The sequence below is a fragment of the Halomonas sp. Y3 genome (genome assembly GCF_024137965.1).
Lineage (GTDB): Bacteria > Pseudomonadota > Gammaproteobacteria > Pseudomonadales > Halomonadaceae > Halomonas > Halomonas mongoliensis.
In genome coordinates this window covers 4009707-4023154 of record NZ_CP099975.1, presented here as the reverse complement: position 1 = coordinate 4023154, position 13448 = coordinate 4009707, and the positions used below count along the sequence as shown (strand labels likewise).

15 protein-coding genes are annotated in these 13448 nt (G+C 69.9%); 4 read left to right on the top strand and 11 right to left on the bottom strand.

The annotated features are described in order from the left end of the window. Positions 1-31: 31 nt before the first annotated feature. Together ubiA and NHL60_RS19060 are read right to left on the bottom strand one after the other, a co-directional pair. A complete protein-coding gene (gene ubiA, locus NHL60_RS19065; protein ID WP_253447136.1) occupies positions 32-925 on the bottom strand; it encodes a 4-hydroxybenzoate octaprenyltransferase in 894 nt (297 codons plus the stop codon). Positions 926-969: 44 nt separating this feature from the next. After that, positions 970-1509 (bottom strand): chorismate lyase, encoded by a 540-nt coding sequence (locus NHL60_RS19060; protein ID WP_253452301.1) that lies wholly within the window; start codon positions 1507-1509, stop codon positions 970-972. An 83-nt stretch (positions 1510-1592) separates the two neighbouring features. Here NHL60_RS19060 and NHL60_RS19055 point away from each other — a divergent pair, with 83 nt between their 5' ends. From NHL60_RS19055 to NHL60_RS19045, 3 genes are all read left to right on the top strand, one after another. Beyond that, entirely contained in the window at positions 1593-2753 is a 1161-nt protein-coding gene (locus NHL60_RS19055; RefSeq protein ID WP_253447135.1) for an FAD-dependent oxidoreductase, read from the top strand. A gap of 63 nt (positions 2754-2816) precedes the next feature. After that, entirely contained in the window at positions 2817-3092 is a 276-nt protein-coding gene (locus NHL60_RS19050) for an HU family DNA-binding protein (RefSeq protein WP_110069428.1), read from the top strand. Between the two features lie 79 nt (positions 3093-3171). Continuing rightward, entirely contained in the window at positions 3172-3528 is a 357-nt protein-coding gene (locus NHL60_RS19045; RefSeq protein ID WP_253447134.1) for a hypothetical protein, read from the top strand. Between the two features lie 61 nt (positions 3529-3589). On the opposite strand, the gene recG is transcribed toward NHL60_RS19045, so the two are convergent. Both recG and NHL60_RS19035 read right to left on the bottom strand, forming a co-directional pair. Further along, on the bottom strand, positions 3590-5671 hold the full coding sequence (recG, locus tag NHL60_RS19040; protein ID WP_253447133.1) for an ATP-dependent DNA helicase RecG: 2082 nt from the start codon (positions 5669-5671) through the stop codon (positions 3590-3592). Continuing rightward, positions 5668-6588: a hydrogen peroxide-inducible genes activator gene (locus NHL60_RS19035; RefSeq protein WP_253447132.1), complete on the bottom strand. Its 921-nt coding sequence runs from the start codon at positions 6586-6588 to the stop codon at positions 5668-5670. Before NHL60_RS19035 ends, recG begins: the two co-directional genes overlap by 4 nt. A gap of 67 nt (positions 6589-6655) precedes the next feature. Between NHL60_RS19035 and NHL60_RS19030 the strand changes: the two genes are divergently transcribed. Continuing rightward, positions 6656-7528: an NAD-dependent epimerase/dehydratase family protein gene (locus NHL60_RS19030; protein ID WP_253447131.1), complete on the top strand. Its 873-nt coding sequence runs from the start codon at positions 6656-6658 to the stop codon at positions 7526-7528. Between the two features lie 104 nt (positions 7529-7632). On the opposite strand, the gene NHL60_RS19025 is transcribed toward NHL60_RS19030, so the two are convergent. From NHL60_RS19025 to NHL60_RS18995, 7 genes are all read right to left on the bottom strand, one after another. Beyond that, entirely contained in the window at positions 7633-8142 is a 510-nt protein-coding gene (locus tag NHL60_RS19025; RefSeq protein WP_253447130.1) for an acyloxyacyl hydrolase, read from the bottom strand. A gap of 27 nt (positions 8143-8169) precedes the next feature. Then, positions 8170-8685: an RNA 2',3'-cyclic phosphodiesterase gene (gene thpR, locus NHL60_RS19020; RefSeq protein WP_253447129.1), complete on the bottom strand. Its 516-nt coding sequence runs from the start codon at positions 8683-8685 to the stop codon at positions 8170-8172. A 7-nt stretch (positions 8686-8692) separates the two neighbouring features. Next, positions 8693-9082 (bottom strand): RidA family protein, encoded by a 390-nt coding sequence (locus NHL60_RS19015; RefSeq protein WP_253447128.1) that lies wholly within the window; start codon positions 9080-9082, stop codon positions 8693-8695. 85 nt (positions 9083-9167) lie between these two features. Continuing rightward, positions 9168-11300, bottom strand: a complete 2133-nt coding sequence (locus NHL60_RS19010) for a bifunctional (p)ppGpp synthetase/guanosine-3',5'-bis(diphosphate) 3'-pyrophosphohydrolase (RefSeq protein ID WP_253447125.1) — start codon at positions 11298-11300, stop codon at positions 9168-9170. Positions 11301-11365: 65 nt separating this feature from the next. Continuing rightward, on the bottom strand, positions 11366-11626 hold the full coding sequence (gene rpoZ / locus NHL60_RS19005; protein WP_253447122.1) for a DNA-directed RNA polymerase subunit omega: 261 nt from the start codon (positions 11624-11626) through the stop codon (positions 11366-11368). A 138-nt stretch (positions 11627-11764) separates the two neighbouring features. Further along, a complete protein-coding gene (gene gmk, locus NHL60_RS19000) occupies positions 11765-12379 on the bottom strand; it encodes a guanylate kinase (RefSeq protein WP_253447119.1) in 615 nt (204 codons plus the stop codon). An 89-nt stretch (positions 12380-12468) separates the two neighbouring features. Beyond that, positions 12469-13332: a YicC/YloC family endoribonuclease gene (locus NHL60_RS18995; protein ID WP_253447116.1), complete on the bottom strand. Its 864-nt coding sequence runs from the start codon at positions 13330-13332 to the stop codon at positions 12469-12471. Positions 13333-13448 lie beyond the last annotated feature (116 nt).

The window sequence follows — 13448 nt, the reverse complement described above, 5'->3', positions numbered from 1 at the left end:
GACAGTCGCGCTCGGACGCGGCGGACGGCCCTCAGGCGCCAAGCTCCGGCCACAGGGTCAGGGCGATGCCGGCGAAGACCAGCAGCCCCGACCAGTGGTTGTTGAGGAAGGCGCGGAAGCAGGGATCCCGCTCGCGGGTGCGGATCAGCCACTGCTGCCAGACGAAGGTGGCGGCCATGGCGGCCAGGCCCAGCCAGAAGAAGCCGCCCAGCCCCAGGCGGAGACCGGCCCAGACCAGCAGCAGCAGGGTCAGCCCCTGGAGCAGGCCGATCATCAGCCGGTCGGCGCGGCCGAACAGCACCGCGGTGGACTTGATGCCGATCTTGAGGTCGTCGTCCCGGTCGACCATGGCGTACTGGGTGTCGTAGGCCACGGTCCAGGCGACGTTAGCGGCAAACAGCAGCCAGGCCTCGAAGGGCACCCGGCCGAGCACCGCGCCGAAGGCCATGGGGATGGCCCAGGAGAAGGCGGCGCCCAGGAAGAGCTGGGGCAGGTGGGTGTAGCGCTTCATAAAGGGGTAGATGAAGGCCAGCACGACGCCGCCGATGGAGAGCAGGATGGTAAAGAGGTTGGTGAACAGCACCAGCACGAAGGCGACCATGACCAGGATCGCGAAGAGCCCCTGGGCCTCGCCCTCGCTGATCCGGCCGGTGGCCAGGGGGCGGTTAAGGGTGCGCTTGACGTGGCCGTCGAAGTGGCGGTCGGCGTAGTCGTTGACCACGCAGCCGGCGGCGCGCATCACGTAGACGCCGGCAACGAAGATCAGCAGCACATCGCGGCCCGGAATGCCTTCGGCGGCGATCCACAGCGCCCAGAGCGTCGGCCACATCAGCAGCCAGGTGCCGATGGGGCGGTCGAGGCGCATCAGCTGCAGGAAGTCGGGCACCCGGGCCAGGCCCTTGGGGCGCATCAGGGAACGGTCCATCTCTACCTCGTGAAGGTTTTCATTATCGGCACGAGGCCCAGAGCCTAGCGCGAAGGGAGGCCGAGGTCATCCGCCATGGCGTCCAGGAACCACTCCTGCACCAGCACCCGGAAGTCGCCGCGGCGGAACACCGAGCGGCGTCCCCAGGGGCCGCTGGCCTCGTGGAAGCCGGCGGGGGCGGTGGTCGCCTCGATCTCGCCGCGTTCCAGGTCCGGTTGGCGGAAGAGCCAGGAGCCCAGGGAGCGCTCGCCGAGGTGGGCCAGCTCCTGCTCGGGCAGGCCCGTAAGCGGCGCCACCGAACGGGCCACCACCCAGGGGCGCTCGCCCAGGCAGAGCGCCACCTCGCGCAGCCAGGCGCGCTGGCCGGGGGCGATGCCCAGGGCGCGGGCCTCATCCGGGCGCGGCGCGTCCAGACGCTGGTCGAGCAGCCGCACGCGGAAGGGGCGCGGCGCGCCGGCCTCGGTGAGACGCAGGGTGAGGGAGTCCCGGGAGCCGACCCAGCGCTGCCAGGCGGGGCTCATGGCGAGGCGGGCCTCGGCCAGGGGCAGCCAGCGCGTCGGGGCGCGGGTCTCGGAAGTCGGCAGGTCGGACACCGTCGGGCTCCGCGTCGATTCAGGGGCGGCTAGTGTAACATGCGGGGCACTCCCTTCCTGATCCGAGGAGATCCATGAGCGCTCCCCTGACCATCATCGGCTCCGGCATGGCGGGCATCGGCCTGCTGCGCGCCCTGCGCGCCCAGGATGCCGAGCGCCCCATCACCCTGATCACCGCCGACAGCGGCGATGACTACTCGAAGCCGCTGCTCTCCACCGGCTTCGCCAAGCGCCTGCCCCCGGAGCGGCTGGCGGCGCGCAGCGCCCTCCAGGTGGCCGAGCAGCTCCATGCCGTGACGCGCACCCATACCCGGGTCGACGCCATCGATACCGCGTCGCGGACCCTGACGGTGGGTCGGGAGACGCTGCCCTGGAGCGAGCTGGTGCTGGCCACCGGCGCCGCACCGGCGATTCCCTTTCCGGTACCCGAGGCCGTGGCCGGACGGGTCTTCACCATCAACGACCTGGACGACTATCGCGACTTCCACGCGGCCCTGGCGGCCCTGGGGCGGCCCGGCCGCATCGCCATCGTCGGCGCCGGCCTGGTGGGCTGCGAGTTTGCCAACGACCTGCTGGCCGGCGGCCACGAAGTAAGCCTGGTGGCCCCCGAGGCCGCGCCGCTGCCGCGGCTGCTGCCGGAACCCCTGGGGCGCGCCCTGGGGGTGGCCTTCGAGGAGGCCGGCATGGCGCTGGCGCTGGAGGTCGGGGTGACCGCCCTGGAGGCGGCCGGGAACGCGGTGGGCCTGGCCCTGGACGACGGCAGCCGGCTCGATGCCGACCTGGTGCTGGTGGCCACCGGCCTGGCGCCGCGCACCGCCCTGGCCGAGGCGGCGGGCCTGGCGGTCAGCGCCGCCGGGATCCACGTCGACCGCTGGCTGGCCGCCTCGGCGCCGGGGGTCTACGCCCTGGGCGATGTGGCCTGCGTCGATGGCGTGAACGCCATGTACGTGCAGCCGCTGCAGGCCAGTGCCAAGGCCCTGGCCCGGACCCTGGGCGGCACGCCCACGCCGGTCAGCTATGGCGCCTGGCCGGTGGTGGTGAAGACGCCGCTGCTGCCGGTGGTGGCGCTGCCCCCGACCCGCCCGCCGGCACGCTGGCGTATCGAGGGGGAGGCGGGGGATTTCACCGCCCTGGCCGAGGCGGAGGACGGACGTTTGATCGGATTTGCGTTGACAGGGGCCTGTGTCCGTCGGAAAGTTGAGCTGGCGCGGGCTGCGCCGCCATTGCTAGGCTAGATCTTCGACAACAAGCCCCCGGCGACAGGCGCCCGGGGAGAATGCCAACACCAGGAGGGCAGTATGCGTAAGCCAGAACTCGCCGCGGCGATTGCCGAGCGTGCCGATCTTTCCAAGGACAAGGCGAGCCAGGTGCTCAACGTCATCCTCGACGAGATCACCGGAAGCGTCGCCCAGGGCCAGGACGTGTCGCTGATCGGTTTCGGCACCTTCACCGTGCGCGAGCGTGCGGCGCGTACCGGCAAGAACCCCCAGACCGGCCAGCCGCTGACCATCCCGGCCAGCAAGACGGTGGCCTTCAAGCCCGGCAAGGGGCTCAAGGACGCCGTGGCCAAGTAGGCCCACGGCTACCACAGCTGCGGCCTGCTCCGGCAGGCCGCGATGCTTTCTCCTCCCTGGATGCGGTGGCGACAACGACATGAAGCTGCGACTGATGCTCTGGCTGCTGGCCCTTCTGCTCAAGCGCGCCCTGCGCCGCAAGGCGCGCTTTCGTGAGCTGCTGACCGAGATGCGCGGCCTCGACTGGGGCATCGCCACCGAGGATCTCTCCGTGGCTCGCCACTACCGGATGTCACCGCGGGGCATCCAGAGCGGTCGCGGCCTGCCGGTGGACCTCGACCTGGAGCTGCGCTTCGAGGACGAGGCCACCGCGCTCAGGGTGCTCAAGAAGCCCACCCAGCAGGCCTTCCTGGACGGCATGATGGCAGGCAGCGTGCGCCTGGTCGGTGACTCCGCCGATCTCCAGAAGCTGCAGAGGCTGCTCAGGCACCTCTGACCGGGCTTCGCCCGGAGCTTTAAGCGATAAGCCTTCCTGGCTTACGGCTTACGGCTTATCGCTAAACTTGCCCGTAGCGGCCCGCCTCCTCGCCCAGCCAGCGGCGGATCAGCGGCCGGCTCGCCTCCGGATGGAGGGCCAGCAGCGCCTGGGCCAGGGGGGCGACCCGCTCCAGCAGGTCCGCGTCCCGCTCCAGGTCGGCGATCTTCATCTGGGCCAGGCCCGTCTGACGGGTCCCCAGCACCTCCCCGGGGCCGCGCAGCTCCAGGTCCTTCTCGGCGATACGAAAGCCGTCGTTGGTCTCCCGCATCACCGCCAGGCGCTCCTTGGAGTGGGCCGACAGCGGCGGGTGATAGAGCAGCACGCAGAAGCTCTCGGTGGAGCCCCGGCCGACCCGGCCGCGCAGCTGATGCAGCTGGGAGAGGCCGAGCCGCTCCGGGTTCTCGATGATCATCAGGCTGGCATTGGGCACGTCGACCCCCACCTCGATCACCGTGGTGGCCACCAGCAGGTCGAGCTCGCCGGCCTTGAAGGCGTCCATTACCGCGGCCTTCTCGGCGGCCTTCATGCGTCCGTGCACCAGGCCGACGGCGAGCCCGGGCAGCGCCTCGGTGAGCTCGTCCCGGGTCGCCTCGGCGGCCTGGCACTCCAGCGCCTCCGACTCCTCGATCAGGGTGCAGACCCAGTAGGCCTGGCGCCCCTCGGCGCAGGCGTGGCGGATGCGCTCCACCACCTCGGGGCGGCGCTCGTCGGGCATCGCCACCGTCTTGACCGGGGTGCGCCCCGGGGGCAGCTCGTCGATCACCGAGACGTCCAGGTCGGCATAGGCGCTCATGGCCAGGGTGCGGGGGATGGGGGTGGCGGTCATCACCAGCTGATGGGGCGTCAGGCCGCCGGCCTCGCCCTTCTCGCGCAGCGCCAGGCGCTGATGCACGCCGAAGCGGTGCTGCTCGTCGACGATGGCGAGCCCCAGGCGCTGGAAGTGCACGTCGCCCTGGAAGAGAGCGTGGGTGCCTACCACCATGCGGGCGCGACCATCAAGGATGGCCGCCTTGGTATCCAGGCGCGTCTTGCCCTTGAGCTTGCCGGAGAGCCAGGCCACCTCGATGCCCAGCGGCGCGAACCAGGAGCGAAAGGCGCGGTAGTGCTGCTCGGCCAGGATCTCGGTGGGGGCCATCATCGCCGCCTGGCAGTCGCCGGCGATGGCGGCCAGCGCCGCCATGGCGGCCACCACCGTCTTGCCGGAGCCCACGTCGCCCTGGACCAGGCGCAGCATGGGCACCTCCCGAGCCAGGTCGGCGCCGATCTCGTCGAGCACGCGGCGCTGGGCGGCGGTCAGCGAGAAGGGCAGCTGGGTGAGGAAGCGCGCCTGGAGGCTGCGCCCGCTGGGCAGCGCCGGCGCACCGTCCTCCTGGATGCGCAGGCGGACCTCCTGGAGGCTGAGGCGGTGGGCCAGCAGCTCCTCCAGAGCCAGGCGGCGGCTGGCCGGGTGCCGGCCGCTGGCGAGCTGGGCGGGGTCCACGTCCGGGGTGGGCTGATGGAGCAGGTGCAGGCAGTGGTGCAGCTCGGGCAGGCGAAAGCGGCCGCGCAGGTCCTCTGTGATCCAGTCGGGCAGCGCCTCGGGATGGGCGTCGAGCAGCCCCAGGGCCTGCTCGATCAGCGCCCGCAGGCGGCTCTGGTGGAGCCCCTCCGTGGCCGGGTAGATGGGGGTCAGATGGTCCTCCACCGGGGGCGCATCCGCCTTGAGCAGCCGATACTCCGGGTGGTAGAGCTCCAGCCCGGTGGCGCCGGCCCGGGCCTCGCCGAAGCAGCGCAGCCAGCCGCCCGGCTGGAACTGCTGCTGCTGGGCCGGAGAGAAGTGGAAGAAGCGCAGGCTGAGCAGCCCCGAGCCGTCACGCAGGCGCACCAGCAGGCTGCGCCGACGACCGCGAACCACCTCGGCGGCCACCACCTCTCCTTCCACCACCGCCTCGTGGCCGGCGCGCAGGGTGCCGATGGGGGTGATGCGGGTGCGGTCCTGGTAGCGCAGCGGCAGATGGAAGAGCAGGTCGGCCACGCTCTCGATGCGCAGCCGGGCGAGCTTCAGCGCCAGCGCTTCGCCGACCCCCTTGAGCGACGTGACCGGCGCATCGAGTGCGTTCATGCCGGCTCGGGTCTCGCCTCGCGGCAGCGGGCGATGGCGTCGGTGACCGCATCGATCGCCTTGGGGCGCGGGAAGCTGGCGCGCCAGGCGATGGCTACGGTGCGGGTGGGGGCCGGCGGCGCGAAGGGCACGCTGGTCAGCAGGCCGCTCTCGTAGTGGCTGGTGCCGATGGCCGAGCGCGGCAGCACCGTGATGCCGAGCTTGGAGGCGACCATATGGCGGATGGTCTCCAGGGACCCGCCCTCGGCGGTCAGCGTATTGGTGGGGCTGGCCAGCTTCTGGCTGATGGCCGGGCAGGCCTCGAGGATCTGGTCACGGAAGCAGTGACCCTCGCCCAGCAGCAGCAGCCGCTCCTTGAGCAGCTCCTCCTTGTGGATCGTCTCGCGCCCGGCCATGGGGTGGTCCGCCGGCAGCAGCACCTCGAACTCCTCCTCGTAGAGCGCCTTGGTGAGCACGTCGGTTTCGGTGAAGGGCAGCGCCACTATGATGGCGTCCAGCTCGCCGCTGCGCAGCTTGCGGCGCAGGCTGCCGGTGAACCCCTCCTCGATGTAGAGGGGCATCTGGGGGGCACCGCGGCGCAGTTCGGGCACCAGGTGTGGGAAGAGGTAGGGGCCGATGGTGTAGATGGCACCCAGCCGCAGGGGGCTGGCCAGCTGGTCCTTGCCGGCGCTGGCCAGCTCCTTGATGACGCTGGTCTGTTCCAGCACCCGCTGGGCCTGCTCGACGATCTTCTCCCCCAGGGGGGTGACCTGGACGGTGGACTTGGAGCGCTCGAACAGGGCAACACCCAGCTCCTCCTCGAGTTTTTTTACCGCCACCGACAGGGTTGGCTGGGAGACGAAGCAGCGTTCTGCGGCGCGCCCGAAGTGGCGTTCCTGAGCGAGTGTCACGATATAGCGCAGTTCTGTTAGAGTCATCTTGGTTGCCTTGCAGGCATCCTCTTGAAAATCCAATAGGGACTTTTTATCAGGGGGCAGGGAAAAGGTGAAGACAACAACGCTGATTCTGGGCTGTGGGGATATCGGTATCGGGCTGGGCCAGCGGCTCAAGTCGGTGGGCCAGCGGGTGGTGGGCGTGCGCCGCAACGTCCAGGCACTGGCCGACAGCGGGCTGGAGGCGGCGGCGGCGGACCTCACCGACCCCGCCACCCTCACGGCCCTGCCGGACGCCGACGTGCTGATCTATGTGGCCAGCGCCGACCGCTTCGAGGAGGAGGCCTACCGGGCCGTCTATGCCGAGGGGCTCAGGGCGGTGCTTGCCGAGTTCGGCGCCCGCAAGAAGGCGCCAAGGCGGGTCTTCTTCGTCTCCTCCACCAGCGTCTACCCCCAGCAGGCCGGTGAGGAGGTGGACGAGGCGAGCCCTGCCGAACCCACCGGCTTCGCCGGGATGCTGATCCGCGAGGCGGAGCAGGCGCTCTTCGACCACGTCCTGCCGGGCACGGCGGTGCGCTTCTCGGGCATCTACGGCCCCGGCCGCGACCGCCTGATCCGCCAGGTCAGCGAGGGGCGCATCGCCCCGGAGAGCCCCGCCATGTACAGCAACCGCATCCACCGGGACGACTGCGTCGGGGTGCTGGCCCACCTGGTCGAGCGGGAGCTGGGCGGTGAGGAGGTCGAGGCGCTCTACCTGGCCAGCGACTGCGAGCCGGCCCCGCTGCATGAGGTGATGAGCTGGTTGGCCAGGCAGCTCAAGGTGGAAGCCACAGAGATCATCCAGTCTCCCCTGCGGCGGCGTGCCAGCAAGCGCTGCAGCAACGCCCGCCTGCTGGCCAGCGGCTACGCGTTCCGCTATCCCAGCTACCGCGAGGGTTACGCCCAGGTGCTCAGGGAGGGCGGTTTCCTCCCCGAGAAGGCCTGACCGCCACGGGTGTATCGGATCAGAGCCCGAAGCGGTAGCCCAGCATCAGGGTCTCGAAGCCGCCGACTTGAGAGCGGTCTCTTGATCCCTTGGGCGCCGCGGGCTCACAACGCGAAGCGGTAGCCCAGCGTCAGGGTCTCGAAGCCGTCATTCGGTCTCTTGATCCCGGCGTTGGAGTAGTGGGTCAATGCCAGGGAGAGCTCCCCGCTGGCCCAGGGCACGCCTGCCGCCAGGCGATCCTCGAACTGGAAGGCGGTGGAGAGATGGCGCGCCTCCACCCGGGTCTTGAGGAAGAGGGCCGCGCCGACGCCGCCTTCAAGGAACAGCCCCCGGTCGCCCGCGAACGTCCAGCGCAGCGCCGGTGCCAGGGTCAGGGCGGCGTTGCCGTCCGTCTCTTCGCTCGATAGCAGCAGCAGGCCGCCGCCGAGCCGCAGCGACAGCCGCTCATGCCAGCGCTCCAGAGGCAGCTGGCGATCCAGCGTGACCTGGACGGCCGCGGTGGATTCGCTGGTGGCGCCGGCGGCAAGGGTGAGATCGGCGGCTGCCGAAGGGGCCGTGAAGGCGGCGGCCAAGGCAAGACCGAGGGTGATGGCTCGGCACCTGGAACGAGACATTCCCTGCTCCCGCTTAGCGATGAAGAATCAGCGTTCGGGAGAGTGCGCCAGGCTGACGTAGCGGCTGCCCCGAGCGTCGGTAATTGACTGTATCAGTTCGAACCGATTATAGCGCCAGGTCAGCGCCGGCACCGGCAGCCCTTCGGTCTCGAGCCGCTCGGCGCGGCGCAGCAGGGTGACGTGGGGTACGTAGCGCGAGGGGCGACCCTGGAGCCCCTGGTTCTCGAGCTCGTCCCATAGACGACAGTGCAGGGCGACCAGGGCCGGATCCGGCGCCTGGCCGCCCACCCAGACGATCCCCGGGCGCTGGAAGCGGCCCCAGGCGTTGAGCCGCCACTCGCCGGCTGGCACCGCCAGGCGGCTCACCCAGTCGACCAGCGCGGCGGCCCGCTTATCATCCACCTCGCCGAGGAAGGCCAGGGTCAGGTGCAGGCTCTCATCCGGCATGCGCCGCCCGCCGCAGCGGGCCTGTGCCGCATCGGCCAGCGCGCCGAGCCGCCCGCGCAGCGAGGGCGGCGGCATCAGCGCCAGGAAGAGCCGCATGCCCCTATCAGTCGCCGATGACCATCACGGCTTCCGCCTCGAACTGGGCGCCCTTGGGCAGCGCCTTCACGCCCACGGCGGCGCGAGCCGGGTAGGGCTTCTCGAAGAACTCCTCCATCACCTTGTTGACCAGGGCGAAGTTCTCCAGGTCCACCAGATAGAGGTTGAGCTTGACGATCTCGCCCAGGGAGCCGGCGGCCTCCTCGCAGACGGCCTTGAGGTTGGTGAAGACCTGGCGTGCCTGGGCCTCGAAGTCCTCGGAGACGATCTCCATGGTGGCCGGATCCAGGGGGATCTGGCCGGAGAGATAGACGGTGTTGCCGGCCTTGATGGCCTGGGAGTAGGGGCCGATGGCGGCGGGCGCCAGCTCGGTGTTGATCACGGCCTTGTTGCTCATGGTGTGCTCCGTCGTGAGTTGCGGTGCGAGATGACGAAAAGCGGCCCGGCGGCCCACTGGGGGCAGGGCCGGGCCGGTGGGGGAATCAGTTGCCGAGGCGGGTGATACGCCCGACGTGGGAAAGGTTGCGCAGCCGCTTGATGATGCGCGCCAGGTGCACGCGGCTGCGTACCGACAGGGTCAGGTTGACGGTGGCCAGGCGCGCGTCGCGCTCCTCGATGCCGATGCGCTCGATATTGGCGTCGGCATCGGTGACCAGGCCGGCCAGCTCGGCCACCAGGCCGCGGCGGCTCTCCACCTCCAGGCGCAGCGCCACCGGAAAGTCCTCGTCGATCTCCTCGGACCACTCCAGGGCGAACAGCTTGTCGGGGTCGCCCTTCAGCTCGGCCAGGTTGCGGCACTCGGCGCGGTGCACCACGATGCCCTTGCCCACCGAGAGGTGGCCAAGCACCGGGTCCCCGGGCAGCGGATGGCAGCAGCGGGCGAACTTGATCACCATCCCCTCGGCACCGCTGATCACGATGGGGCCATGGGCGCGCGCTTCGCCCTTGCCCGGGGCGGCTTCGCCATGCTGCAGGTCGAGCAGGCGGCGGGCCACCACGTGGGCCACCCGGCCGCCCAGTCCGATGGACTCCAGCAGTGCATCCTCGTTCTTCAGGCCCAGCTCCTTCAGCAGGGAGGCCAGCGGTTCGCCGGGCAGCTCCTCGAGGCTGGTCTCGAACTCCGCCAGTGACTTGTTGAGCAGCCGCCGGCCCAGCTGGACCGCCTCGGTATGCTGCTGGTGCTTGAGGGCGTGGCGAATGGCCGAGCGCGCCTTGGCGGTGGCCACGAAGTTGAGCCAGGTGAGGTTGGGGCGCGCCCCCGGGGCGGTGATGATCTCCAGGGTCTGGCCGCTCTCCAGCCGGGTGGAGAGCGGGGCCAGGTGGCGGTCGATGCGGCAGGCGATGGTGCTGTTACCGATATCGGTGTGCACGCTGTAGGCGAAGTCGATCACCGTGGCGCCCTGGGGCAGCTCCATGATGTCGCCCTTGGGCGTGAACACGTAGATATCGTCCGGGAAGAGGTCGTTCTTGACGTGCTCGATGAACTCCAGGGAGTCCCCGGCGTGGCGCTGCATCTCCAGCAGCCCCTTGATCCAGGAGCGGGCCCGGGCGTGGCTGCCCTCGGCGATGGGGTGCTGGGTCTGGCCCGCCTTGTAGAGCCAGTGGGCGGCGATGCCGTTGTTGGCCATGGCCTCCATCTCCCGGGTGCGGATCTGCACCTCGATGGGCATGCCCCCGGCGCCGAACAGGGTGGTATGCAGGCTCTGGTAGCCGTTGGCCTTGGGGATGGCGATATAGTCCTTGAAGCGCCCCGGCACCGGCTTGTAGAGGTTGTGCACCATGCCCAGTATCCGGTAGCAGCTGTCCACATCCTCGGTGATGATGCGGAAGGCGAAGACGTCCATGATCTCGTTGAACGACTTGCGCTGGTCGCGCATCTTCTTGTAGATCGACAGCAGGTGCTTCTGGCGGCCCACCACGGTGCCCGGAAGCGCCTCGTCGTCGAGGGTTCGCTGCAGGTTGTCCTGGATCTGGCGAATCGCCGAGCGGCGATGGCCCCGGGCGCTGGAGACGGCGCGCTTGATGCGCTCGGCGCGCATGGGGTGCAGGGCCTGGAAGGAGAGGTCCTCCAGCTCGATGCGGATGGTGTTGATGCCCAGCCGGCTGGCGATGCGGGCGTAGATCTCCAGGGTCTCCCGGGCGATGCGGCGCTTCTTCTCGGGGCGCAGGGCGCCCAGGGTGCGCATGTTGTGCAGCCGGTCGGCGAGCTTGACGATGATGACCCGGATATCCCGGGACATCGCCAGCACCATCTTCTGGAAGTTCTCGGCCTGGGCGACCGCCTTGTCCTCGAAGGCGATCTGGGTCAGCTTGGAGACGCCGTCGACGAGCTCCGCCACCGGCTTGCCGAACTGCTCGGCCAGGGCCTCCTTGCTGACGCCGGTATCCTCGATGACGTCATGCAGCATGGCCGCCATCAGGCTCTGATGGTCCATGTGCATGTTGGCGAGGATATTGGCCACGGCCAGGGGGTGGGTGACGTAGGGCTCGCCGGAGCGCCGGCGCTGGCCGTCGTGGGCCTGCTCGGCGTAGTAGAAGGCGCGCTTGACCTGCCGGATCTCGTCCTGAGGAAGGTAGCCGCCGAGTCGGTCGGCGAGGTCATCGATGGTGAACATGCGGCGCGCCCCTGATTCTGCCTGAGTGTCCTGAGAAGGAAGACGGCGCCTGGGCGCCGTCGGGATCACTCCTCGGCGAGGCTGCCGTAGTGAGGTTCACGCACCGGGCGCACCGCTGCCTCGACGGGCTCGTCGAGCACGCTCGAATCGACCAGGCCGGCGGCGATCTCGCGCAGGGCCATCACCGTGGGCTTGTCGTTCTCCCAGGGCAGCTGGGCGTCGCGGGAGCCGCGTGCCAGCTGGCGGGCGCGCTGGGTGGAGATCATCACCAGCTTGAAGCGGTTCTCGACGTTTTCCAGACAATCTTCGACTGTGACTCGCGCCATGGATGCCTTCCTGAAAAGCTTGCGGGAACCCGGCTGCGATCACGCCGTGGGCGTGGGCGGGTTCCACCTATGGATAGACCTGATAGATTACTCGACCGCCGCTTGCCGTGACAAGCGCTGCGGTGCAGCGCCGGGGATTCAGGCCAGCAGCGCCGTGAGCAGGGGAGCGTAGGACTGGCTGGCGCGGTCGCGGCTCAGCCGCTGGGCGACCACCAGGGCCTGCAGCTCGCGCAGGGCGGTGGTGAAGTCGTCGTTGACCACCAGGTAGTCGTACTCGTCGTGGTGGGACATCTCGCTCACCGCGTCGCGCATGCGCCGTTCGATCACCGCGTGCTCGTCGGTGCCGCGGCTGGCCAGGCGGCGCTCCAGCTCATCCCGGGAGGGGGGCAGGATAAAGATGGAGACCGCGTCGGGCATCTGGCTGCGCACCTGGCGGGCCCCCTGCCAGTCGATCTCCAGGATGACATCCTGGCCCGCATCCAGCGCCGCCTGTACCGCCGGGCGGGAGGTCCCGTAGTAGTTGTCGAAGACCCGGGCGTGCTCGAAGAACTCGCCGCGCTCGATCATCGCCTCAAAGGCGGGCACATCCACGAAGTGGTAGTTGACGCCGTCCACCTCGCCGGGGCGCATGGCTCGGGTGGTGTGCGATACCGACACCTGGATGCCGTCGAGGCTCTCGATCAGCTCGCGCACCAGGCTGGTCTTGCCGGCGCCTGAGGGGGCGGAAACGATGAAGAGGGTACCCTGTGGCATGGTCGGCATCCCTGTATGGCAGCTGGATGAAGCGGCATGGGCCGTCGCAGAGCGCGAAGTATCGCATGAAATCGCGGCGCACTGCAGGCCTACTCGATGTTCTGGATCTGCTCCCTCATCTGCTCGATCAGCACCTTGAGCTCCACCGCGCAGCGGGTGGTGCTGGCCACCACCGACTTGGAGGAGAGGGTGTTGGCCTCGCGGTTGAGTTCCTGCATCAGGAAGTCCAGGCGCCGGCCCACTGGTCCCTTCTGGGTCAGCTGGCGCTCCACCTCGGCCACATGGGTAGCCAGGCGGTCGAGCTCCTCGTCCACGTCGGCCTTCTGGGCGAGCAGGGTCAGCTCGGCCTCCAGGCGCTGGGGGTCGAGCTCGGCCCTGACGCTCGCCAGCCGCTCCAGCAGCTGGGCGCGCTGGCGCTCGAGGATCTCCGGCAGCAGGGCGCGCACCTGGCTCACCTGGGCCTGGATGGCGACGAGCCGCTCGCGGATCAGGGCGGCGAGCTTCTCGCCCTCCCGGGCGCGGCCGGCGGCCAGGTCGTCCAGGGCGGCCTGAAACAGGGCGAGTGCCGCGGCCTTGACCGCCTCCGGGTCGGGGCCGGAGCTCTCCAGCACGCCGGGGTAGTCGAGCAGCGCCAGGGCGTCGGGGGGCGTGGCGTCGGCCACGGTCTGGCGCACCTCGGCCAGGGCGCCGGCGAGCTCGGCCAGCCGCGCCGGGTTCACGGCGAGGCCGGAGGCGCTGCCGGCTGGCTCATAGCGAAGGCTCACCTCCACCTTGCCTCGGGCCAGTCGGGCGCGGAGCGCCTCGCGGAAGGCCGGTTCCAGGTCGCGCAGGCTCTCCGGCAGGCGGAAGTGGGGCTCCAGGTAGCGCTGGTTCACCGAGCGCAGCTCGAGCTGCAGGCTGCCCCAGGCGGCGGCGTGCTCCTGGCGGGTGAAGGCGGTCATGCTGTGCACCATGGCGAGGACTCCTGAGGTGGCGCTGAGAATCGAACGGGCCAGCAGTGTACCCGATTCGCCGGGAGGGCGGCCCGAGGGTGTAGAATGAGGCCCCATCGATTCCTGAACCCAAGCCC